The sequence below is a fragment of the Lentzea sp. NPDC020367 genome (assembly GCF_044387305.1).
In the GTDB taxonomy this organism is placed as follows: Bacteria; Actinomycetota; Actinomycetes; order Mycobacteriales; family Pseudonocardiaceae; genus Lentzea.
In genome coordinates, this window is record NZ_JBIRVV010000021.1 from 75,128 (window position 1) to 98,363 (window position 23,236).

Sequence of the window (23,236 nt, forward strand, 5' to 3'; positions counted from 1 at the left end):
GTAATGATCGAGCATGGGGACGTACCGGGGGACCGCCGAGGCTGCTTGGCGATGGGTGCTGGATCAGGTGCGCTACGACGACGTCGTGTCGATTCCGGCGGCCGTGGGCGAGGAACTGGATCCGGAGGACCGCGACGGCATGTACGCCGGTGTCGGCGGGCTGGCGCACACGCTGGCGGAGATCCGTCAGGTCCGCGAGTGGACCGCCGAGGAACGACGGCTGGCCGACGCCGTCGCGGAGCAGGTGCGTGCGGGCATCGACACGGCGACGGACTGGTCGTTCTTCGGCGGACTGGTCAGCGCGATCGGGGTGCTGACCGCGCTGGACGCTCCCGGCTCCTGCGCGGCCGTCACCAAGCTGCTCGAACTGTCCACACCGGACGGCTGGGCGCACGAGTACTACAGCCCGCCGCGGTACCAGGAGGGCGCGCGCCCTCACGACCTGACGCTGGGAACGGCCGGGGTGCTGCTCGGCGCGGTGTGGGCGCGGCGCCACCGGGCGGAGGGTGCGGAGAAGCTCGCCGGCGTCGCGGCCGAGATCCTGCTGGCCGAACGGGAGGAGGCACCCGGCGGGCTGAACTGGCGTGCGGTGCCGGTGCGGTTCTGCGTCGTGCAAAGGGAGATGCCGAACTTCTCGCACGGCCTGTCGGGCATCGCGGCGGCGTTGGCCCTGGCCGGTGCGGAGTTCGAGCGCCCGGACCTCGTCGAGGCCGCCACCGCCGGCGCCGCGCACCTGGTGACGCTGGCGGACACCTCCGACGGGGGTTTCCGCGTCCCGATGCGCCTTCCACAGCTCGAGGAACTGGAACGGTTCTCCTACGGCTGGTGCCACGGCCCGACCGGCACCTCGCTGCTGTGGCCGGCGTTGCGGCACGCGGGTGTGTCCGAGGTGGCCGGCGTGGACGTCGGCGAGTGGCGTCGCCGGTGCCTGCACAGCGTTCGCGTCTCCGGCCTGCCCGAACGGAGGTACCCGGGATTCTGGGACAACGACGGCCTGTGCTGCGGCACGGCGGGCGTCGGCGACGTGCTGCTCGACTCGGGACAGCACACGGACTTCGCGCTCCACCTGGCGGACGTGATCGTGGAGCGGGCGATCCCGGATGGCGCGGGCGTGTGCTGGCGGTTCACCGAACACCGCAACGACGACCCGTTGCTGCCGCCCGGCATCGGCTGGATGCAGGGCGCGGCGGGCATCGCCGGATTCCTGTTCCACGCGGGCCGCGTGGAACAGGGCGACCTGACGTCGGTGCCGCGGATGGACACCTGGTGGGCGCTAGGGCCTGTGTCGAAGTCTGATCCGCGATAGCCGGGCCCGAGGCGGCCCCTGGCGGCACGGCCGGACGGCCCACGTACAACACCGGTACGCGGGCCGTCCGGCCGCACCACCAGGAACCACCTCAAGCTCGACTCTCATCGAACCGGACTTCGACACAGGCCCTAGGCGGGTGACCAGCCCAGTTCCGGGCCCAGCTTCGTGGCGATGTCGGTGAGGATCTGCACGTAGTCCTCGTGGGCGAAGCTGAACGGCAGCGCGAACGCGACCTCGTCGACCTCCTGGAACCCGAGGTGCGCGTGAAGCTGCTCGGCGATCTCGGCGGACGTGCCGATGATGTCGGGGGCGAACATGTACTTGCGCGGGCCGAACGTCTTGCCGGCGCGCGCCGCGCGTCCCTCGACGTAGGCCTCGTACTTCGCGCGCTGCTCGGCGGTGGCCGAGTCGGTCGGGATCACCACGAGGCCCTGGGACACGCGGTTGCCGCCGTGCTCGCGGAATGTCTTGATGTGCGACAGCTGGGTCTCGGCGAAGTCCTCGGACAGTTCGGACTGGGCCACGTTGCTGGTCAGCAGGTTCAGGCCGTGCTCGCCCGCCCACTTCGCCGAGCGCAGGCTGCCGCCGCCGTACCAGATCCGGTCGCGCAGGCCCTGGGCGTGCGGCTGGACGCGGTCCGACCAGACCTCGATGCCCTCGACGCCGCTGAACGACGCGACCTTCTCGCCGCCGACGAAGTCCAGCAGCCGTTGCACGCGGTCGTAGCTGAAGTTCTCGACGTCCGCGGTCTCCGGGTAGAGCGCGTGCTTGACGTCGTCGTAGTGCATCGGAGGCCCGACGCTGATGCCGGGATTCAGCCTGCCGCCGGACAGCACGTCGACCGTGGCCAGGTCCTCGGCGAGCCGCAGCGGGTTCTCCCAGCCCAGTGGGATGACCGCGGTGCCGAGCTGGATCCGGCTGGTCCGCTGGGTGGCGGCGGCCAGGACCGCGACCGGCGACGAGATGCCGAACTGCAGGTGCCGGTGCCGCACCCACGCGCTGTCGAACCCGAGCTCCTCGCCGAGCACGATGACGTCGAGCGTGGACCGGTGGCCCGCTCCCGGGTCGTTCTCGTCGAACAGGCCGATGGTGAGAAAACCCAGCTTTCGCAACGGCTCTGACTTCCGCGGCACGGAACCCTCCTCGATCCAGGTCTCCCTCCCAGTTTAGGTGACGTCTCAACTACGTCCAGATTCTGGAACGAACGTGACCGCGAACGACGCCTTCCGCGCGTGCAGCCGGTACTGCGGCAGCACGCCCGGCCCGCACGACGCCGTGCCCAGGCCGTGCTGGGCGAGGTCGAGGTTCAGGTGCACGCGATCGCTGGGCTTCAGGTCGGACGTGTGCCGTGCGGCGTCGAGGTCCTCGCTGGTCCAGCGGCGGGCGGTGAAGTCGAACACCGGCTCGCCCTGGATCTGCACGCCGCCGATCCGCAGCCAGCGGGCGTCGGCGCGGTTGCCGTTCTCCTGCGGGAACACGTACGGCGTCTGGAGCGCGTCCACGGTGGAGGAGAACCGGCCGACGCGGGCGGCCTGGCGGCTGTCCGTGTACGCCTCGCCGGGGCCCGTGCCGAACCACTCGACGGCGTCCGCGCCCGGCAGTGCCAGGCGCAGGCCGAGACGAGGAAGCGTGCACGGCCACTCGCCGTCGGGGGTGACGTTGACCTGGAGCCGCAGACGGTCGCCGTCCGCGGTCCAGTGGTAGTCGGCGAGCATGCCGAAGCCCCAGGCCGGAGGCGCGACACGGGTGCGCACGAGCAACCCGGGCCCGTGGACGATCTCCACGACCCGGTGCTGAAGCCGGTGCAGGCCCGCCGCGCGCCACGCCCGTTCGTCGGGGTGGTCGGAACCGCGGTCGTTGTCGGTGGGGGCACGCCAGAGGTCCAGGCGGGGGCCGTCGAGGGTGAGGTCGCCGAGTGTGGTCAGCCGGCCGGTGACCGGGTCGAACTCGCCGGGGCCGAGTGTGAGGGTGCCGCCGAGGTGGAGGGGTTCGGTGCCGGTGGCCGGGGAGGAGGGGGCGGCCGGGGAGACGGGGACTTGGCCCCAGGCGATGACGTGGCCCGCGTCGGCCCAGGTGGTGGGGGCGGCCAGGGAGGCGCGGACGGTCAGCCAGCCCTCGCCCGACACCAGGGGGAGTGGCGGGAGTGGCAGGTCGAGGTGGTGGCCGGGGGCCGTGTCTGCGGGAGCAGTGGCGGGAGCGTGGGCAGGGGCAGTGGCGCGGGTGAGCGAGGCGTCGGCCTGCGCGGGGTCCGTCGAGTTCCCCTCGGCCACCTCCAGCGTGCCTGAGGCGACCTCCACCCCGTCGTCCTCGTACACCCAGTCGAACCGCAGGTGGTCCAGCCCGATGTGGTCGTAGAGGCTCTCGATCCGGATCCCGGCCTCGCTGCCCGTGATCCGCACCGGCTCGAAGACCTTGGCGAACTCCAGCAGGCCCGGCGACGGCGTCCGGTCCGGGAACACCAGCCCGTCGATCACGAAGTTGCCGTCGTGCAGCGGTTCGCCGAAGTCGCCGCCGTACGCGAAGTGCCCGTCGCTCTCCAGGCCGTGGTCGATCCACTCCCAGATGAACCCGCCCTGAACGTGCTGGTAGCGCTCGAAGAGCTCGCGGTACTCGAGCATCCCGCCCGGCCCGTTGCCCATGGCGTGCGCGAACTCGCACAGCACGAACGGCAGCCCGTGCGTGTGCTCGCGTCCGATCTGGTCAACCTCCTGGTGCGAGGCGTACATGCGGCTGTAGACGTCGACGTACTCGCAGGCATGGTCGCCCTCGTAGTGCACCGGCCGCGACGGGTCACGGTCACGGGTCCACGACGCCATCGCCGCCAGGTTGCGGCCGGTGTGCGACTCGTTGCCCAGCGACCACAGCACGATCGACGGGTGGTTCTTGTCCCGCTCGACCATCCGGCGCATCCGGTCCACATAGGACTCGGCCCAGCGCGGGTCGTCGCTGGGATTGCCGGCCCAGCCCAGTTCGCCGAACCCGTGCGTCTCCAGGTCGCACTCGTCGATCACCCACAGCCCGTACTCGTCGCACAGCGACAGGAAGTACGGGTCCGGCGGGTAGTGGCTGGTGCGCACGGCGTTGACGTTGTGCCGCTTCATGAGCAGCACGTCCTGCAACGCGACCTCCCGTGGCATGGCGCGGCCGGACCGGGGGTGGTGCTCGTGCCGGTTGACGCCCCGGAACACGATCCGGGTGCCGTTGACCTTCAGCACACCGTCCTCGATCGCGACCGTCCGGAACCCGATCCGCACCGGCACGCGTTCGACCTCGGTGTGCACGACCCCGTCGTACAGCCGGGGGCTCTCCGCGCTCCACGGTTCGACGGGCAGCGAGAACGACTGCCCCGGCAGGAGATCGGTCACCTCCAGCTCCGGCACGGAGAGCAGGCCGCCCTCGACCGACAGTGTCCCTGACCCGGTGACGTGGTCGTACGCGGCGTGGATCTCGTAGTCGGCGACACCACCGCGTGGCCGCGACAGCAGCGCGACCGAACGGAAGATCCCGGACATCCACCACATGTCCTGGTCTTCGAGGTAGCTGCCGGCCGACCACTGGTGCACGCGCACGGTCAGCACGTTCCCGGAAGGGCGGAGCAGGTGCCCCACTTCGAACTCCGAGGGCAACCTGCTGCCGCGGGTGACCCCCAGTTCGACGTCGTTGAGGCAGACCAGTCCGCACGAGTCGATGCCGTCGAAGCGCAGCGCCGCCGGTTCGTCCGGCCAGTCCGTCGGCAGGTCGAAAGTCAGCCGGTAGTCGCCGGTGGGGTTGTCGGAGGGCACGAACGGCGGCTCGACCGGGAACGGGTAGCGCACGTTCGTGTACGCGGGCGACCCGTGCCCCTGCAGTTGCCAGTGCCCTGGCACGGTGATGGTGCCCCAGTCGCCTTCGTCGAGACGGAAGCTCCAGGTCCCGTCCAGCGACAACGAGGCCGCGTCCGAGGTGAAGAACGCACGCGGCGGCAGAGAACCGGTGCCGGGACCCATTTCCTCGAGGTAGGACAAGTGTTTCAGCCCTTCACTGCGCCGGCGGCGATGTTGCGGATGAAGTGGCGCGCGCCGATCAGGAACACGATCACCAGCGGCACGATCGCCACCAGCGTCCCGGCCATCACGACGGCGTAGTCCTGCAGGTACAGGCCGTTGAGCTGCGCCAGCGCCACCTGGAGCGTCACGTGGTTCGAGTCGATCAGCACGACCAGCGGCCACAGGTAGTCGTTCCACGCGTTGACGAACGTGAAGATGCCGAGGAACGCCAGCGCGGGCCGCAGCACCGGGAGGCCGACCGACAGGTAGGTGCGGAAGAAGCCCGCGCCGTCGACCCGAGCGGCCTCCAGCAACTCGTCCGCGATGGCGCCGCGGGCGTACTGGCGCATCCAGAAGATGCCGAACGCGTTGGCCGCCGCCGGGATGATCAGCGCGTTCAGGCTGCCGACGAGCCCGAACTTCGCCATCAGGTCGAACTGCGGGATCGCCGAGAGCTGCGTCGGCACCACGAACGTCGCCAGCAGGATTCCGAAGAGGACGTTGCTACCGGGGAAGTCGTACTTGGCGAACGTGAAGGCCGCCAGCGAGTCGAAGAACAGCACCAGCACCGTGATCGCGATCGCCACGACCAGCGTGTTGAGCACCGACCCGAAGAAGTCGACCTTCGCGAACACCTCGCCGATGTTCTCGGCGAGATGCCCGCCGAACCAGAACTTCGGCGGCGACGAGTAGATGTCCGCGGTGGTGTTCGAGGCCATCACCGCGAGCTGGTAGTAGGGGAACAGCGTGATCAGCGCACCGACCACCAACGCGCCGTAGGTGAGGAGGGTGCCGGGTTTCGTCCGGTTCACTTGTCGCCTCCGTTCACGCGGGCCGGGCGCTGCACGAGCCGCCAGTTGAGGATCGAGAACAGCACCACGACCACGAAGATGCCCCACGCGATGGCGGCGCCGTAGCCGAAGTCGTTGTCCGCGAACGCGGTGTTGTAGAAGTAGAGGACCATCGTCATGCCCGCGCCCTCGGGTCCGCCGCGGTCGCCGAGCAGGATCTGCGACTCGGTGAAGATCTGCAGGCCGCCGATCGCCGACATCACGACGGAGAACAGGATCACCGGGCGCAGCAACGGAAGCGTGACGCGGAAGAACGTCTGCACCGGGCCGGCGCCGTCGAGCTTCGCGGCCTCGTAGACGTCCTGGGGGAGTGCCTGCAGGCCGGCCAGCAGGATGATCGCGTTGTAGCCCGTCCAGCGCCAGATGATCATCACCGAGATGGCGGTCCGGATCGCCCAGGGATCGGTGAGCCACTGCACCGGGTCCACGCCGATCAGGCCCAGGAACCAGTTCAGGACACCGAACTCGCTGGAGAAGAACGAGCCGAACACCAGCGACATCGCCACGATCGACGTGACGTTGGGCAGGAAGTAGGCCACTCGCAGGAAACCCTTGTGGCGCACCGAGGAGTTGAGCCCCAAAGCGACGAGCATCGACAGCACCAGCATCGGGATCGTCGACATCACCCAGATGATCAGGGTGTTGCCGATCGCGTCCCAGAACGCGGTGTCGGTGAGCAGGAACGCGAAGTTCTCCAGCCCGACGAACTTCATCTCGCTGACGCCGTTCCAGCGCTGCAACGACAGCCACAGCGAGTACCCGACGGGGTAGACGCCGAAGATCGCGAACAGCACGAAGAACGGCGCGATGGCCAGGTACTGCGGGAGGTACTTCCACCTGCGGTTCACGCGAGCACCCCCTGCCGGCGCAGCAGCCGTTCGACCGCCGTCCTGGCGTCCTGCCAGGCCTGTTCCGGGTCCTTGCCGGCGCTCTCGACGTTGGTCAGCTCGTCGGTGTAGGTGTCGGAGATCGTGATGTCCCACGGCGAGAAGTAGACGGGCTGGACCTTCTCCGCGATCTCGCCGAACACCTGGATCGTGGCCTGTCCGCCGAAGAACTCCTCGGCCGCCAGCACCTTCGGGTCGGAGTAGACGGCCGGGCTGGACGGGAAGAGGCCGAGTTCCAGGTAGGTCGTCGCCTGGTTCTCCGGCGACATCAGCCACTTCACGACCTCGTAGGCGCCCTGCGGATCGGGGCAGTACCTCGTGATCGCGAGGAACGACCCGCCCTGGTTGCCGGGACCGCCGGGCGCCTGGCAGACGTGCCACTGGCCGGACGTGCCCGGCGCGGACTGCTTGAGGTTGCCGGTGATCCAGGAGGCGTTGACGAACGCGACCTCCTTGCCGTTGGTCCAGGCCGCGCGCCGGTCGACGCCCTCACCGGTGGCCGAACCCGCGTAGCCCGCGGTCAGTCCCTGCTGGAACGCCTTGACCGCGCGGTCCCAGGCCCGCCGCACCTGCGACTGGTCCTCGAGGTAGCGGTTCTGCCGGTCGAGGTACTTCTGCTTCTCCTGCGCGAGTGAGTACGTGAACACCATCTTCGTGTCGGTGATCAGGTACCGGCCGGGCAGCTTCTCCTTGACCCGCTTCGCGAACTCGAAGTAGTCGTCCCAAGTGGACAGTGCGGCGGCCACCGCGTCCGGTTCGCTCGGCAGGCCGGCCTCGGCGAACAGGTCGTGCCGGTAGTAGAGCGCGGCCGGGCCGGTGTCGATCGGGAAACCGAGCTGGAACCCGTCGGGGCTGCGGCCCGCCTGCCACTTCCACGGCAGGTAGTGCGCCTCGTCCTGCTTCGCGCCGAGCGCGTTGAGGTCGGCGAACCTGTCCGTGGCGGAGAAGTAGGTGGAGATGCCGTCGCCGAGCATCGTGATGTCCGGCAGGTAGGCCTCGCCGGACAGCGCGGCGAGCAGCCGCCGGTTCAGTTCGCCGCTCACCTTGGACGGCGTGAGGTTCTGGGCGGGGAATCGCCGCACGGCCTCGCCGAGCACCTTCTCCGACAGGCCGTTCGTGGAGTACCAGAGCGTGATCTTGCCTGGGTTGGCCGTGGTCGGGCTGGTGCAGGCGGTCGCGCCCAGTGCGGTGGCGCCGAGTGCGGCCGCGCCGGTCAGGAACCTGCGTCGAGTCAACGTCATCGGGGACCCTCCGGAGAGCCCGTGAACGCTCCCGTGAGCGTTCACGGATTGCCGCGAATGATGAGCTGAACGGGTGACCCTGTCAAGGGTCAGGCAGATTCGCGCACTAACAGAACGGCGCTGACCAGCAGTTCTTCGTCGGGCAACGACGGTTCGCCCGCGACCAGCCGCCCGGCCTGCGCTATCGCGAGCGCGCCGATCCGGCGGGTGTCGAGCGCGACGCTCGTGAGCGCCGGATCGACGACCGTGCCGAGCTGCAGCCCGTCGAAGCCGATCACCGCGAGGTCGCCGGGCACCGCCTTGCCGAGCCTGCGGGCGGCCTTGAGCGCGCCCATGGCGATGATGTCGTTGTAGGTGAACACCGCGGTGAGGTCGGGATGCTGCTCGAGCAGTTCGTTCAACGCCTCCGCGCCACCGTCGGCCGACTGCACGGCGTTGCCGACGACGGGAGCGTGCAGCCCGTGCTCGTCCATCGCGTCGGTGAACCAGTCACGGCGCAAGCTCGGTTCGGCGCGTCCGGCGTGGTCGAGCATGCCGATCCTGCGGTGACCTGCGGCGACGAGGTGGTCGACGGCCTCGTGCACGCCCTTCTCGCCGTCGATGCGGATCGAACTGAAGCGCGGCGAGCGGTGGTCACGGCCTATCAGGACCGCGGGCATGCCGCCGAGGTGCCGGTCGAGTTCGGCCTCGTCCAGGCTGAAGTAGCCGACCACGGCGTCCACCTGCGCCACGACGACTTCGAGCGTGCCGCGCTCCTCGGTGATGCTGTCGGCCGTGTCGTAGACGATCACGTGCCAGCCGCGGGCCCGCGCCGCCTCCAGCGCCCCGGCCGCGACCTCGGTGAAGAACGGGTTGAGCAGGTCGGGGATGACCAGGCCGATCGTGGTGCTGTCCTGCCGCACCAGGCCGCGGGCGAACCGGCTCGGCCGATAGCCCAGCTCCCGCGCCGCGTCGAGAACGCGCTGCTTGGTGCCGGCGTCGATCTCGCCCTTGTCGTTGAGCGCCCGCGACACCGTCTGGCGCGAGACCCCGGCGACCCGCGCGACGTCGTTGATCGTGACGCGCTTGCTCATGATCACCTCTCGTCCGACTGCGACCGAGTATGCAGGGCGTCGAGCACCACGGTGATCGCGGCGCGCGAGTCGCGGCGCACGGCGGCGGTGATCCTTCTCGTCACCGGCAGCTCCCTGGTGACCACGTCGAACCGCCGGTCGACGGCCAGTGCGGGCAGCACCGCGACCGCCAGCCCGGCCTCGACGTGCTTGAGCGTGAGCATGTAGTTGCTGAACCGCCCGACCACCCTCGGCTCGAACCCCGCCTGCCGGCACAGCCGCGTCGCGAGCTTCGCCATGTACGAGCCCGGGATGTCGAACGTCCACGGTTCGTCCTTGCACGCCGAGATGTCCGCCGCGGGATGGTTCGGTGGTGTGACCAGCACGATCGGGTCCTCGCCGAGTGGCACCACGTCGATGTCCCTCGGCACGGGCAACTCCACGAAGTCGGTGGTCGTGATGATCACGTCGACCTCGCCGGCGAGCAGCGCGGGCATGCTGGCGTGCGGTTCCAGCTCGACGATCTCGACGTCGAGGTGAGGGTGGTCGAGCCGTTGGATCGCGGGCACGGCCAGGGTGTGGATCGAGCTCTGGAACGCGCCCAGCCGGATGAGACCCGACGGCTCCTGGCTCAGGCCTCTGAGCTCGGCCTCGACGGCGTCCATCTGGTCGAGGATCGACCGCGCCCGCCTCGCCAGGATGTGCCCGGCCGACGTGAGCCGGACGCGCCGCCCGGTCCGTTCGATCAGCTGGGTGCGCGTCTCGCTCTCGAGCACCGCGAGCTGCTGCGACACGCTCGAGGCACTCAGGTTCGCGGCCTGCGCCACGGCCCGCACGGTGCCCAGCGCGTCGAGCTGGCTGAGCAGGCGCAGGCGCCACGGGTTCAGCGTCATGCTGTGCAGTATTTCCGAACAGCGAGCGTGGAATTGTGAGATGGACCTGATGCTCACCCGCTCGTAGCGTTTTCTCCCATGGACACCTTCTGGGACGACGTCGACCGCCACCTCGTCCGCTACGGCGGCACGTTCACGCGCGAGATCATCGACAGCGCGTCGGGGAGTTTCCTGTTCACCGAGGACGGCCGCCGGATCCTGGACTTCACGTCCGGGCAGATGAGCGCGATCCTCGGCCACTCACACCCGCGCATCGTCGAGACCGTGCAGCGGCAGATCGCGAACCTCGACCACCTGTTCAGCGGCATGCTCAGCCGCCCGGTGGTCGACCTGGCCCGCAGACTCTCCGACACGCTGCCGGAGTCGTTGTCCAAGGTGCAGCTGCTCACCACCGGCGCCGAGTCGAACGAGGCCGCGCTGCGCATGGCCAAGCTCGTCACCGGCAAGCACGAGGTGGTGGCGTTCGCCCGCTCGTGGCACGGCATGACCGCCGCCGCGGCCGCCGCGACCTACAGCGCGGGCCGCAAGGGCTACGGCCCCGCCACGCCCGGCAACTTCGCGATCCCGGCGCCGTCCGGCGACTGGCAGGCGCAGCTCGACCTGGCGTTCGACCTGATCGACGCGCAGTCCGTGGGCTCGCTGGCGGCGTGCATCGTCGAGCCGATCCTGAGCTCGGGCGGGATCCTCGAACCGCCACCGGGCTACTTCGCCGCGTTGTCCGCGAAGTGCCGTGAGCGCGGGATGCTGCTGATCATGGACGAGGCGCAGACCGGGCTGTGCCGCACGGGCAACTGGTACGCGTTCGAGCGCGACGGCGTGGTGCCGGACATCCTGACGTTGTCGAAAACCCTCGGCGCCGGGCTGCCGCTGGCCGCCGTGATCACCTCGGCGGAGATCGAGGCGGAGGCGCACGCCCGCGACTACCTGTTCTTCACCACCCACGTCTCCGACCCGCTGGTCGCCGCCGTGGGCAACACCGTGCTGGACGTGCTGATCGAGGAACGGCTGGACGAGCGGGCCGCGAAGCTCGGGGCGTTCCTGCGCAACGGGCTCGACGACATCGCCTCGCGCCACTCGCTCGTGTCGGACGTGCGCGGGCGCGGGCTGCTGGTCGGGCTGGAGATCGCGGACGAGTCGCTGTCGGCACCGATCACGCAGAAGTGCCTGGAACTGGGGTTGCACATGAACATCGTGCAGATCCCGGGGATGGGCGGGGTTTTCCGGATCGCGCCCGCGCTCACGGCGTCGGAGGAGGAGCTGGCGATGGGCCTGGGCATCCTGGACGAGGCCATCGGCTCGGCCTGACCACTTGGCCACCTGCCTCGGCTGGAAGGTCGAGGCAGGTGACAGGCCCTGCTCGTACGATCGCGGGCGTGGGGGAACAACGCAGCCGGCCGATGATCATCGCCACCGTCGTCGTGTGCGCCGCCGTGTTCGGAGCCACCGGCCGGATCATCGGTTTCGACCGGGCACTGCACCTGATCAGCGGCCCCGGCGTCGGCCAGACGCGGTTCGACGACCCGTCGTACACGATCGTCGAGACGGCGGTCGTGCTCGTCCTCGTGTTCGTGCACGCGTGGCGGACACGTCTGCTCGTGGCCATACCGTCGATCGTGGCGCTCGTGCTCGTCCTCGAACACGCCGCTTTCTACCGTCCCCACATCTCGTTCTCCCGCGCGGACGCCGTTCAGCTGATGCTGATGCTGATGATCGTCACCGTCGCCGCCGGGCTCCTGTTGCGGATGCGGGAACGATCGCGGGCGGCGCTGACGGCGGCGGCCGAGGACCAGGCGCGGCGCGACGAACGCCTGGACATGGCACGGGAGTTGCACGACGTGGTGGCGCACCACGTCACGGGCATGCTGGTGCAGGCGCAGGCCGCGCTCGTGGTGGCCGTGCAGGACAAGGACAAGGCCTGCGCGATGCTGCCCGGCATCGTCGAGGGCGGCACGGAGGCGTTGGGGGCGATGAGCGCGATGGTCAGGACGTTGCGGGACAACGGAGCCGCGACCGCGACCAGCGATCTCACCGCCGACCTGCACCGGCTCGCGGAGCGGTCGGGACTGCCGGTGCGCACGACCATCGAGCTGGCCGAGGACGTGCGGCCGGAGCTGGGGCGGTCGGTGCTGCGGCTGGTGCAGGAGGCGTTGACCAACGTCCGCAAGCACGCCTTCGACGCCACGAGCGTGGAGGTGGAGGTGCGGCTCACCGAGGAGGCCGTGCTGCTGTCCGTTGTGGACAACGGAACGGTGAGACCGGCGCAGTCGGGCGGGTTCGGGCTGGTGGGCATGCGGGAACGGGTGCAGGAGCTCGGCGGGCGGTTCTTCGCGGGTTCCACCGGGGAGGGCTGGCTGGTCACCGCCGAGCTGCCGCGCGAGGTGCGCGCGTGATCTCCGTGCTCATCGCCGAGGACCAGGACATGGTGCGGGCCGGGTTCCGGCTGATCCTGGAGGCGCAGCCCGACATCACCGTGGTCGCGGACGTGGCGGACGGGATCAGCGCCGTCCAGCGCGCTCGTGAGCTGGAGCCGCGGGTGTGCCTGGTGGACGTGCGGATGCCCGGCCTCGACGGGCTGGAGGTGACGCGGCAGCTCGCGCTGCACACCCGTGTCGTGGTCGTGACGACGTTCGACAGCGACGAGGTGCTGAACAAGGCGCTGGACCTCGGCGCGTGCGGGTTCCTCACCAAGGACGCGAGCCCTGGACTGCTGGCAGAGGCGGTCAGGTCGGCGGCGCGCGGCGACGTGCTCGTGTCGCCCCAGGTCGTGCTGCGGGTGTTGCGACGGTCGGTGCCGCCGGTCGCGAGCGCCGACGCGGGCGTGCTGAACGAACGCGAGCTCGACGTCGTGCGGCGCGTCGCCCAGGGCCTGAGCAACAACGAGATCGCCGCCGCGATGAAGGTCTCCGTGTCGTCGGTCAAGGCGTATCTGGCGTCCGTGCAGACGAAGGTCGGTGCGCGCAACCGCGTCGAGATCGTCGCGTGGGCGTTCCGCGCGCACGTGGTGGCCAGCTGACCATGGCCGGATGGCCAGTCTTCGGTCAGTGGCTGTCCCGACGGCCATGATCTTGCGGCTTCGCGGCCGATCCTGAGGCACCCGCTCCGCCAGCAGGCTCGTCCACAACGGATTTCGTTGCGGACGAAGGGTTCTGAACTGTGCTGGATCAGGTGCGGTGGGCTCGTGGCCGGCGGATCTGGGCCGTCGTGGTCGCCGGGCTGCTCGCGTGGGTGCTCGTGCGGAGTTTTGGTTCCGGTCTGCTGGACCTGCGGGTGTACCTCGCGGGCGGCGAGGCGTGGCAGGCGGGCACGGATCTCTACAGCGCGGAATTCCAGGCCCCCAGAGATCTGCCGTTCACCTACCCGCCGTTCGCGGCGCTGCTGTTCAGCGGCCTCACCATCTTTCCGTTGCCGCTCAACGCCGTGCTGTTCACCGCGGCGGGCATCGCGCTCTTCACCGCCGCGTGTGTCGTGGCGGCGCCGAGTCTGCGGACGGGCTTGGGCCTGGCCGCGCTGGGGCTGCTGCTCGAACCGTTGCGCGGCGGCCTGGACCTCGGCCAGGTCAACATGATCCTGATCGGCCTGGTCGCCGCCGACTGCCTGCTGCCGCGCACGCCGTGGCCGCGCGGTCTGCTCGTCGGGCTCGCCGCCGCGATCAAGCTGACGCCGGCGATCTTCGTGCTGTTCTTCCTGGCCCGCAGGCGATGGCGGCCCGCGCTGACCGCCGTGGCGACGTTCGCGGCGTGCGGTCTGCTCGCCTGGGTGCTCTCGCCGGGCCAGTCGAAGCAGTTCTGGTTCCACGCGATGCTCGACCCGGAACGCGTCGGCGGCCTCTCCTACAGCGCGAACCAGTCGTTGCGCGGCCTGCTGTTCCGGCTCGGCGCGCCCGAGCCGACGTGGTTCGCCGCGATCCTGGCGGTGCTCGCCCTGACCGTCTGGTTGCTGCCGCGACTGCGCGACGACCTCACGGCCCTCGTCGCCGTCGCGGCAGCGGGTCTGCTCATCTCGCCGGTGTCCTGGTCACACCACTGGGTGTGGATCGCGCCCGCACTGCTGTTGCTGCACGGCTGGGTGAGGATCGCGGTCGTGGCGGTGTTCGCGGTCGGCCCGCACTGGCTGCTGCCGACCGCGGGCGACCGTGAACTGGAGTGGACGTGGTGGCAGCACCTCGTCGGCAACACCTACGTCTGGCTGGGTCTCGGGTTCCTCTACTGGTGTGCGGTCTCGGTGTCGCGCGGCCAGACGAAGTCGTCGACCAGGGGGCCGGCGGCCACGCAGGCCAGCGCCTGAGCGGTGTCCATGCCGGACTCGGGCATCCGCGCGGCGATGAGGCCGCCGAGGTACGCGGCGGCGCAGGACGTGCCTCGCCACGTCGCGTACCCCGTGGTGAGGTCTTTGGCGGGGTCCCCCTTGAGCATCGTCACCGTCGCGGAGTCGAGATAGGTGCTCGTGAACGTGTCGCCCTCTTCCGGCTGAACGATGTGCGTCACCCACGGCAGATCAGGGCTGTAGTGCGTGGTCGGGTCCGGGTCGGACGAGACGGGCACGCCGGCGGCGATGACACCGGGCAGCGCGGCGGGCCACGTCGCGGAGTTGCGGGTGATCAGCGTGGACGAGGTCATGCCCAGAAAGCCCCCGTGGTTGCCGGCCGCCGCGACGATGGTGATGTGCGGGCTGAGCCGTTCGACGGCCCGTTCGAGGATCAGCGGTGGCTGACCGTCGTGCGTGCGGCAGCCGTTGGCCATCACGATCAGGTGGACGCGGTCCTCCGGCTTGTCCGCGAGGAACGTCGCGAGCTTCTTGACCACCTCCCACGCCTCGGCCTTGCCGTCGGGACGCAGCGCGGCGCGCGCGACGACCGTGGCGCCGGGTGCCTTCTTGAGGATCAGCCCGGCGACGAAGGCACCGTGGCCCTCCTCGAAGTAGCTGGTTCCCAGCCGATCTTTGGTGAACCAGTCGTCCTCTGCGGCGAGGACGGAGTCCGTGAGCTGGGCGTGCTTGTAGATCTTGGTGTCCACCATGCCGACGCGCACGCCCCGGCCCGCGTCGCCCTCGAGCCACGGACCGACGTGGTCGGCGGCCATCGGGTTCCAGAACGCCTGGCTCTTGGTCTGCGGGTAGGCACCGAAGACGCTGCCCATCTTCCGGTTCTTGCCGATCACCGGTGTCCAGCCGCCGCTGCGTCCCGCGATCCGTGCGCGCACCTCGGTGAGCACCGGGTCGAGATCGGTGACCGGGTCCTGCGTGTCCCCGTGTTTCAGGGTGAGCAGTGTCAGGTCGAACTCGGGTATGGCGTCTTTGACGGCGTCCTCGATGCGCAGTTCGCCGAGCACGCGCCGCACGGCGCCGAGGTGGTGGGTGTCGACGACGAGCTCGTCGAGGACGGCGGTCGTGTTGTCCTGTTCGGGGTTCATCTCAGCCTCCGATAGGGGTCTCCGGTGAACCGATGCCGGAACGCCTCGCCGTGATACCTGGCGGAGTACGTCGTCGCCGTGCACATTGGTCATCATGCTGGCGGGATCGGTGTTGCGCGCGGCGCGCGAAGCGATGCGGCTCGCCGACGTGGACCCGATCAGGGCGATCCCGCTGGCAGCACAGGTCGTGGGGAATGCCCGCGCCGAAGTACCCGCCCTCGCGCTGGCCGAGCAGGCGTGGGGCCACGCGCTGGGTCAGACCGGCCAGGTCGGTGAGGCGGTCACGCACCTGCGCCGCGCGGTGCGGCTGGGGACGGGCAGGGCGGCGGCCGAGAGCCGGATGAAGCTCGCGTTCGCGCTCGTGCAACAGGGAAGACCCACGGCCGCGCTGCGTGAGGTGGACTTGGCCGTTCCTCTGCTGGGTGCGCGCGCTCGGAGCCAGCGCGCCGTGATCCTCTACCACCTCGGCAGGCTCGACGACGCCTTCGCCGACTACCAGGCGGCCGACCGCGCACTGCGCCGGGGCGGCGAGAAGCTTGCCGTGCAACGGAACCTCGTCAACCGCGGCATCGTGCAGGCCGAGCGCCTGAACTTCGCTCACGCCGTGAAGGACCTGCTGGAGGCCGAACGGCTGGCGCGCGACCTCGGCCGTGACCTCGTGGTCGGGATCATCGCCGAGAACCTGGGCTTCGTGGAGAGCCGCCGTGGTGACGTCCCGGCCGCGCTCGCGCACTTCGACCGGGCCGAGGAGATCATCACCCGGCACGGCGGCCGGCTCGCGCCCGTCCTGTTCGACCGCGCCGAGTTGCTGCTGTCGGTCGGGCTGGCCGGCGAAGCGCGGGAGCACGCTTCGCAAGCGGTCGCGGCGTTCCGTGCCGAGGGACGGCGGCTGATGGTCCCCGAGACGTTGTTGCTGCTGGCCGACGCGGCGTTGCTCGGCCGAGATTGGGACGCTGCCGGCCGGCACGGTCGCGCGGCGCTCGCGCAGTTCGTCCGCCAGGGCCGCGACCAGCACGCCGCCTTCGCGCGGGCGACGGTGCTGCGCGCCACGCTGAGCGCCGGAAAGCCGTGCCGGATCAGCGATCCCGACGCGATGGTGACCGCCCTGCACGGCAGGCTCGCCGTGCAGGCGCACATCGACCTCGCCGTGGTCGCCGGGCGCCGAAGACAACCGGCTCGCGTGGTCGCGCACCTGACCACCGCGAGCCAGGCGCGGGCACGGGGCCCGGCGACGTTGCGGGCGCGTGGCTGGTACGCCGAAGCCCTGCTGCACGAACGCACCAGCCCGCAACGCGCGGTGGCCGCCGCCAGACGAGGCCTGCGCGTCCTCGACGAGAACCACGCGGCCCTCGGTGCCGGCGATCTCCGCGCCCACTCGGCCACTCACCGCGCGGATCTGGCCGAACTGGGCCTGCGCGTGGCACTGAGGTCCGGCGACCTCGCCGACGTCTTCGAGTGGGCGGAACGCGGCCGCGCGAGCCGCTTCCTGCACCGACCGGTCCGTCCGCCGGACGATCCCGAACTCGCGGCGCTGCTGCAGTCGTTGCGCGCCACGAAGTTCGCCCACCGCCAGGTGGAACTGGAACGCCGGATCAAGAACCGCAGCCGCCTGCTCCGCGCGACCGGCCCCGGCCCGTCCGAACCGGTGCGCCCCGCCGACCTGGATCTCGGCGGCCGGGTGCTCGTCCAGTACGTCGAGGCCGACGGCGACCTGCTCGCGTTGACCCTCACCGACCGGCGCCTGGACCTGCGTGTCGTGGGCCCGCTGCGCGAGGTCGCCGATCTGCTCGAACGCGTGCCGTTCGCGTTGCGGCACCTGGCCCGCCGCCCGAGCCCGGGGATCCTGCGGCTGCTGCGCACCACGACGTCCACATTGGACTCACTGCTGCTGCCGCGCTGCGACAGGCCGCTGGTGGTCGTGCCGACGGGTCTGCTGCACAACGTCCCGTGGTCGACTTTGCCGTCGTGCCGTGGAAAACCGGTCGTCGTCGCACCTTCGGCGACGTCGTGGCGCAGCGCGGCGGCCCGGCCCGTTCGGCCGCGCACGTTCGCCGTGGCCAGTGGCCCAGGACTCCCCGGCGCCGAGGAGGAAGCGCAGGCCGTCGCGGACCTCCACGCCGTCGCGAGCCCGTCGAACGCGACGGTCGACGACGTCCTGAAAGCGCTGGCCACGGCCAGCACCGTGCACCTGGCCGCGCACGGCCGCCTGAACCCGGACAACCCGTTGTTCTCCGCGCTGTCCCTGCACGACGGCCCACTCGTGGTCTACGACGTCCAGCGCCTGGAACAGGTACCGGACACCGTGATCATGGCCGCGTGCGACGCCGGCCGCTCGGTCGTCGTGTCCGGCAACGAACTCCTCGGCCTCGCCGCCACGTTCCTCGAACGCGGGACCGCGCAGCTGATCGCCCCGGTCGTGCCGGTGCCGGACGCCGAGACCAAGGACCTGATGCTCGGGGTGCACCGCCGGTTGCGCGAGGGCCGTTCGCCGGCCCAGGCGCTCGCCGAGGCGCAGGAGGAACTGGACCGGCCCAACGGGTTCGTGTGCGTGGGGGCGTGAGCTGAACGGGGCTCCCACCTGGGGATGATGGGCCGAACGGCTCCGTGTGCGCCGACTCCGGGAGCCGTAGCATCCCCACTCACTGCGCGGATCTGCCAACTGGGGGCGTGAGATGCTGCGAGTTCATCGTGCTGTGTTCGTGATGGTGTTGATGGCCGGGCTGGTTCCGGCGGTGGTGTCCGTCGCGACCGCGGCGCCACCACCGACGACGGTGCCGAACGCGGCGCTGAACGCCAAGTGGAACACGTACGGCAACCAGGGCGGCCATTGGACCGGCGGCGACCGCACCGCGTCCGTGCCACTGCCCGACGGGCGCACCGCGTGGCTGTTCTCGGACACCTTCCTCGGCACGGTGAACGCCGACGGCAGCCGCCCGGCGAACTCGCCGATGGTCCACAACACGATCGTCGTCGAGCAGAACGGACAGCTCGGCCCGACACTGCACGGCGGCACGCCCGCGGCACCGTCCTCACTGGTCGAGATCGCGGGCTCGTCGCTGTCGCACTGGGTCGCGGACGGCATCGTCGAGGGCAACACCCTCAAGGTGCTCTACATGCAGATCGAGTCGACCGGCGGCGGTGTGCTGGACCTGAAGCTGAAGGGCACCGCACTGGCCACCTTCAGCCTGCCGTCCCTGAGCCTCACGGGCGTACGCACCCTCCCACTGGGTGACAAGATCGCATGGGGCCAGGACGTCTTCACCGAGGGCGGCCGCACCTACGTCTACGGTTCGGAGTCCAACGGCGACGAACCCAAGCGTCTGCACCTGGCCCGCACCAACGGCCTCGACGGCACCTGGGAGTTCTGGACCGGCTCGGCGTGGTCGGCCCGCGAGGCGGACTCCGCGCGGCTGTTGACGGGCACCGGCACGGCGTTCTCGGTCACGAAGGTGGGCGCCGAGTACGTGCTGATGACGATCGACGGCAACCTGACGTTCAACCCGACCCTGGTGGCGTACACGGCTTCCGCGCCGACCGGCCCGTTCGGCAACCCCCGCCCGCTGTACGAGGCACCGGAGGCGGGCGCCGACGGCAGGCCGGTCATCGTCTACGACGCGACCGTTCATCCACAGCTCGGTCAGAACGGCACACTGGTCGTCTCCTACAACGTCAACAGCCTGGACGCCGCCGACACCAAGGCGGACGTCCGGATCTACCGGCCCCGGTTCGTCGACGTGACGTGGCCACCGCCGGCGCCGGACCCGTCCGGACTGCCCGGTGCGCCGGGAGGGCTCGGGGTGCGGGACGACAACGACGGGGGAGCCACGCTGTCCTGGCAGCCGGTGTCCGGTGCGAGCTACCGGGTGTACCAGCGGGACGTCACGAACGGCCAGGAGTTCTTCTCCCGCCACCCCAAGGCGTACACCGGGACGACCGCCGCGGTGCCGTTCCTGCGTGACGGTCACACCTACGAGTTCCGTGTCACCGCTCAGAACGCGAACGGCGAAGGCCCGACGTCGGCCACTCTCAGCCTCACGGTGAGGGTCAAAGCGCCCGAGCCTCCGGCGAACCTGCGTGCCGCGGCGAACGACTCGGGCGGTGTCGCGCTGACGTGGGATCGCAGCACCAGCCCGGGTCTGCTGTGGTACCAGGTGTTCCGCACGGACGTGACGAACGGTCCCGGCACCGGCGCGCCGGTGTACTTCCCGGACTCCGGCACGCCCGCAGTCACGGACGTCGACCTCGAACACGACCACGTCTACGAGTACGTGGTGGTGACGAACCGTTCCGGTCAGGCCAGCGCGCCGAGCACGGCCGTGCGCGCGACCGCCCGCTACGCCAAACCCGGTGTGCCGGCCAACCTCCGCGCCACGCCCCGGTCCGACGGCAAGATCAGCCTGAGCTGGGACGCGCCCGCGCCCGGCGTCTGGTACTGGGTCTACCAGCGCGACATCTCCGACAATCCCGCGAACGCGTTCACGAAGTGGCCGTTGCCGATCGCAGGCGACACCACGATCGACGCGGACTACCTGACGCACACGCACACCTACGAGTTCAAGGTCGCCGCCACCAACCGCGGCGGCGAGGGTGCGCAGTCGGCGCCGGTCCAGGCCACCTCGCGGATGGCCGCGCCACCCGCGCCCACCGGCCTGACCGCGGTCAGCAACGGCGACGGCACGGTGAAGCTCAGCTGGACCAGGCCGCCGAACACCTGGACGTGGATCCTCCAGCGCGACGTGACCGAGGGCGACACCGAGTTCTACCGCTGGGACCTGCCGGTCGCAGACAGCGACACCGCGACCGCCGGCTACCTCGTGCCCGGTCACACCTACGAGTTCAAGGTGGCCGCGACGAACCAGGCCGGTGACAGCGCGGCCTTCTCCAACGCCGTGCAGGTGGTCGCCGACGTGGCCGCCCCGCCGCCGCCGGCCGATCTGATCGCGACCGCGGCCGCCGACGGCACGATCGGTCTCAAGTGGACGGCGCCGCGCGACCAGCTCTGGTACTTCGTGTACCAGCGCGACGTCACCAAGGGGCAGAACGAGTTCACGAAGTGGCCCTACCCGGTGACGTCCGGTACGACGGCGACCGCGGCCTGGCTCGACCACCTGAGCGTCTACGAGTTCAAGGTGACCTCCGCCTTCGCGGGCAAGGAGTCCGCGTTCTCCGCCCCGGCCCGTGCGACGTCGCGGGTCCAAGCACCCTCCGTCGCACCCACGGGTCTGAGCGCTCTAGCCCGCCCGAACGGCAGTGCGTTCCTGCACTGGAACAGCGTCGGCCAGAACATCGGCTACTTCGTCTACCAGCGCGACGTCACCGCCGGCCAGGCCTTCTTCCGCTGGGGTCTGCCGTTGAGCGCGACCCAGGCGGTGGCCGATCCGCTGATCAACGGCCACGTCTACGAGTTCAGGGTCGCCGCCGCGAACGCTGGAGGTGAGGGTCCGCAGTCCGCGCCGATCCAGATCACCGCGCACGGCGGCACCCCGGCCGCCCCGTCGCTCTCGGTCGCGCCCGGTGACGGCAGGGCGACGCTGACGTGGAACTCCGTGCAGGCGGGCGCCTACTACTTCGTGCACCGCAGGAACGTCAGCGCGGGGGAGGGCTTCACCAAGTTCCCCCTCCCGATCCAGGAGACCTCGTTCGCGGATGCGTTCCTGATCAACGGAGACACCTACGAGTACGTCGTGTCCGCGTCCAACGAACACGGCGAAGGCCCCTGGTCCAACTCGGTTCAGGTGCGCCCGCTGCCACCCGCTCCCGCCGCGCCCGCGTGGCTGACGGCGGCCGCGGGCGACGGGAAGGTGACGCTGAACTGGGCGGCGGTGTCAGGGGCCTGGTACGTCGTCGAGTACCGCGATGTCACGGCGGGCCAGCAGTTCCGTTCCGCGCAGACGCTCAGCCCCGCCACGTCGTGGGTGCACACGTACCTGACCAACGGCCACACCTACGAGTACCGGGTGCGCGCCACGAACATCGCCGGTGACGGTCCTCCCACGGCCGCCCAGCGGGCGAGGCCGATGCCGCCGTTCCCGTCCGCGCCCAGCGGCCTGGTCGTCCAGTCCGTCGGTGACGGCACGGTGAACATCGCCTGGCAGGCCAGCCCCACCCCGTGGGTCGGTTATGTGGTGGAGACCAAGGAGACGAGCGCGTCGTCGTGGCGGCAGTTGCCCGCGAACTGCTGTTCCCACCAGAGCATGTGGCTGACGAACGCGGTCGGCTACCAGTTCCGCGTGCGCGCCACGAACATGAGCGGTACCAGCGCCTCGACCAACACCGTCGAGGCGACCCCGATGCCGCCGTTCCCCGCCGCGCCGTGGGGTGTGAGCGCGAGCAAGGGTTCCGCCGCGGGCCAGATCAACCTCTCGTGGAGCCCGAGTTCGACCCCGAACGCCTGGTACTGGGTCTCCTACCGGCAGGCGGGCCCGCCCACGACACCGCAGCAGCCCTGGTACGAGGAGTGGACGACACTGCCGTACCCGTTGCCGCAGACGTCGATCACCGTGACCGGGCTGGCGTGGCAGGAGGTCTACGAGTTCCAGGTGCGGGCCACGAACGCGGCCGGCACGAGCGGCCGCACCTCGGTGCCGTGGGCCATCGCGCAGACGGCCGGGACGGCGACCTGGCGCCCGGCGAACGAGGCCAACGGGTCCAACGCGAGGGCCAGGGAGCTCACCGCGGGCAAGGACTGCGGCTACACCAGGTACCAGCGGGTCTGCTACGACGCGCGCGGATTCTTCAGCCCCGACAACCCGATGACGGTCGGGGACTACCTGCTCTACAACCGCAGCCGCGGTGTCCTCGAGACCCAGCTCAGGTGCGAGGCGATCAAGCGTGCGGACATCCGCAAGACCGCGTGGCCGATGCCGGCCCAGCACCTGGAGTCCGGGTTCCCGCGGTTCGAGGAGCACGAGAGGATTCACTCCGACCAGTGGGCCCAGTACCAAAGCGTGCACGCGTTCCTCGTGGCCTACGGCGCCGCCTCGGTTCCGCCGCCGAACGAGTTCGAGGTCGGCGCGAACCTGTGGTGGGGCGGGTATCGGGTGACCTGGAGCGAATCGCCGACCGCGGGGGTGCAGGAGGGGTGCGAATGGCTGTACAAGGAGCAGCGGTAGAGCTGAGCGGCCCGTCCGGTCTGGACGGGCCGCTCAGCCACATCGCCTAGCGGGCGAACTGGAACCAGTTCACGTTCGCCAGGTCACCACCCGTGCCGCCGGTCGCCACCAGGTACAACCGGTGCACCCCGGTCGCGCCGGACGCTGTGGCCGTGCGGCTCGCCCACGTCTGCCAGCCACCCGTGCCCGCCGCCGAGACGGTCGCGACCAGCGGGCCGGTCGGGCTGTCCAGGCGGTACTGCAGGGTGCCGTTCGCCGTGGAGCCGGACGCGAGCCGCGTGGTCACCGAGGTCGGGGGAGTGGCGCCGAAGTCGACGTCCGCGTAGGCCACGTAGTCGCCCGGCGTCAGGTAGCCGACGTTCTGCCCGCAGCCCGAGTCGGTGCACCGCTCGACCTGCGTGCCGCTCTGCTCGTCGTAGTACGAGGCCCCGATCAACGCGTAGGCGTTCTGCGTGGCC

General features: G+C 70.3%; 16 protein-coding genes. 7 read left to right on the forward strand and 9 right to left on the reverse strand.

All coding sequences use genetic code 11. The features are described 5' to 3' along the window. Positions 1-13: 13 nt before the first annotated feature. On the forward strand, positions 14-1,306 hold the full coding sequence (locus ACH413_RS43710) for a lanthionine synthetase LanC family protein (RefSeq protein ID WP_360039123.1): 1,293 nt from the start codon (positions 14-16) through the stop codon (positions 1,304-1,306). A 131-nt stretch (positions 1,307-1,437) separates the two neighbouring features. On the opposite strand, the gene ACH413_RS43715 is transcribed toward ACH413_RS43710, so the two are convergent. The 7 genes from ACH413_RS43715 to ACH413_RS43745 form a co-directional block, all read right to left on the reverse strand. Further along, positions 1,438-2,442: an LLM class flavin-dependent oxidoreductase gene (locus ACH413_RS43715; protein WP_360039120.1), complete on the reverse strand. Its 1,005-nt coding sequence runs from the start codon at positions 2,440-2,442 to the stop codon at positions 1,438-1,440. Positions 2,443-2,487: 45 nt separating this feature from the next. After that, positions 2,488-5,313 (reverse strand): glycoside hydrolase family 2 TIM barrel-domain containing protein, encoded by a 2,826-nt coding sequence (locus tag ACH413_RS43720; protein ID WP_360039117.1) that lies wholly within the window; start codon positions 5,311-5,313, stop codon positions 2,488-2,490. A gap of 5 nt (positions 5,314-5,318) precedes the next feature. After that, positions 5,319-6,146, reverse strand: a complete 828-nt coding sequence (locus ACH413_RS43725) for a carbohydrate ABC transporter permease (RefSeq protein WP_360039114.1) — start codon at positions 6,144-6,146, stop codon at positions 5,319-5,321. Then, on the reverse strand, positions 6,143-7,033 hold the full coding sequence (locus ACH413_RS43730) for a sugar ABC transporter permease (protein ID WP_360039111.1): 891 nt from the start codon (positions 7,031-7,033) through the stop codon (positions 6,143-6,145). Before ACH413_RS43730 ends, ACH413_RS43725 begins: the two co-directional genes overlap by 4 nt. Then, positions 7,030-8,313 carry an extracellular solute-binding protein gene (locus ACH413_RS43735; RefSeq protein WP_360039108.1) on the reverse strand — a complete coding sequence of 428 codons (1,284 nt, stop codon included), beginning with the start codon at positions 8,311-8,313 and terminating at the stop codon, positions 7,030-7,032. The genes ACH413_RS43730 and ACH413_RS43735 overlap by 4 nt, the downstream gene beginning before the upstream one ends. Before the next feature lie 89 nt (positions 8,314-8,402). Next, positions 8,403-9,386, reverse strand: a complete 984-nt coding sequence (locus ACH413_RS43740) for a LacI family DNA-binding transcriptional regulator (RefSeq protein WP_360039105.1) — start codon at positions 9,384-9,386, stop codon at positions 8,403-8,405. A gap of 2 nt (positions 9,387-9,388) precedes the next feature. After that, the gene (locus ACH413_RS43745) at positions 9,389-10,258 is read right to left on the reverse strand and encodes a LysR family transcriptional regulator (protein WP_360039102.1); all 870 of its coding nucleotides are present in this window, start codon (positions 10,256-10,258) and stop codon (positions 9,389-9,391) included. A 78-nt stretch (positions 10,259-10,336) separates the two neighbouring features. Between ACH413_RS43745 and ACH413_RS43750 the strand changes: the two genes are divergently transcribed. From ACH413_RS43750 to ACH413_RS43765, 4 genes are all read left to right on the forward strand, one after another. Then, positions 10,337-11,563, forward strand: coding sequence for an aspartate aminotransferase family protein (locus ACH413_RS43750; protein ID WP_360039100.1), 1,227 nt, complete (start codon positions 10,337-10,339; stop codon positions 11,561-11,563). A 68-nt stretch (positions 11,564-11,631) separates the two neighbouring features. Beyond that, on the forward strand, positions 11,632-12,648 hold the full coding sequence (locus ACH413_RS43755; RefSeq protein WP_360039098.1) for a histidine kinase: 1,017 nt from the start codon (positions 11,632-11,634) through the stop codon (positions 12,646-12,648). Further along, positions 12,645-13,271, forward strand: coding sequence for a response regulator transcription factor (locus tag ACH413_RS43760; protein ID WP_360039096.1), 627 nt, complete (start codon positions 12,645-12,647; stop codon positions 13,269-13,271). The genes ACH413_RS43755 and ACH413_RS43760 overlap by 4 nt, the downstream gene beginning before the upstream one ends. A gap of 140 nt (positions 13,272-13,411) precedes the next feature. After that, positions 13,412-14,542, forward strand: coding sequence for a glycosyltransferase 87 family protein (locus ACH413_RS43765; RefSeq protein ID WP_360039094.1), 1,131 nt, complete (start codon positions 13,412-13,414; stop codon positions 14,540-14,542). On the opposite strand, the gene ACH413_RS43770 is transcribed toward ACH413_RS43765, so the two are convergent. Continuing rightward, positions 14,461-15,666, reverse strand: a complete 1,206-nt coding sequence (locus tag ACH413_RS43770) for a S8/S53 family peptidase (protein WP_360039092.1) — start codon at positions 15,664-15,666, stop codon at positions 14,461-14,463. The genes ACH413_RS43765 and ACH413_RS43770 overlap by 82 nt on opposite strands. A 94-nt stretch (positions 15,667-15,760) precedes the next feature. Here ACH413_RS43770 and ACH413_RS43775 point away from each other — a divergent pair, with 94 nt between their 5' ends. Next, positions 15,761-18,226: a CHAT domain-containing tetratricopeptide repeat protein gene (locus ACH413_RS43775; RefSeq protein WP_360039090.1), complete on the forward strand. Its 2,466-nt coding sequence runs from the start codon at positions 15,761-15,763 to the stop codon at positions 18,224-18,226. 112 nt (positions 18,227-18,338) lie between these two features. Further along, a complete protein-coding gene (locus ACH413_RS43780) occupies positions 18,339-22,778 on the forward strand; it encodes a fibronectin type III domain-containing protein (RefSeq protein WP_360039087.1) in 4,440 nt (1,479 codons plus the stop codon). Between the two features lie 46 nt (positions 22,779-22,824). Here the strand turns inward: ACH413_RS43780 and ACH413_RS43785 are convergent, their stop codons facing one another. After that, entirely contained in the window at positions 22,825-23,214 is a 390-nt protein-coding gene (locus tag ACH413_RS43785) for a carbohydrate-binding protein (RefSeq protein WP_360039552.1), read from the reverse strand. Positions 23,215-23,236: the final 22 nt, after the last annotated feature.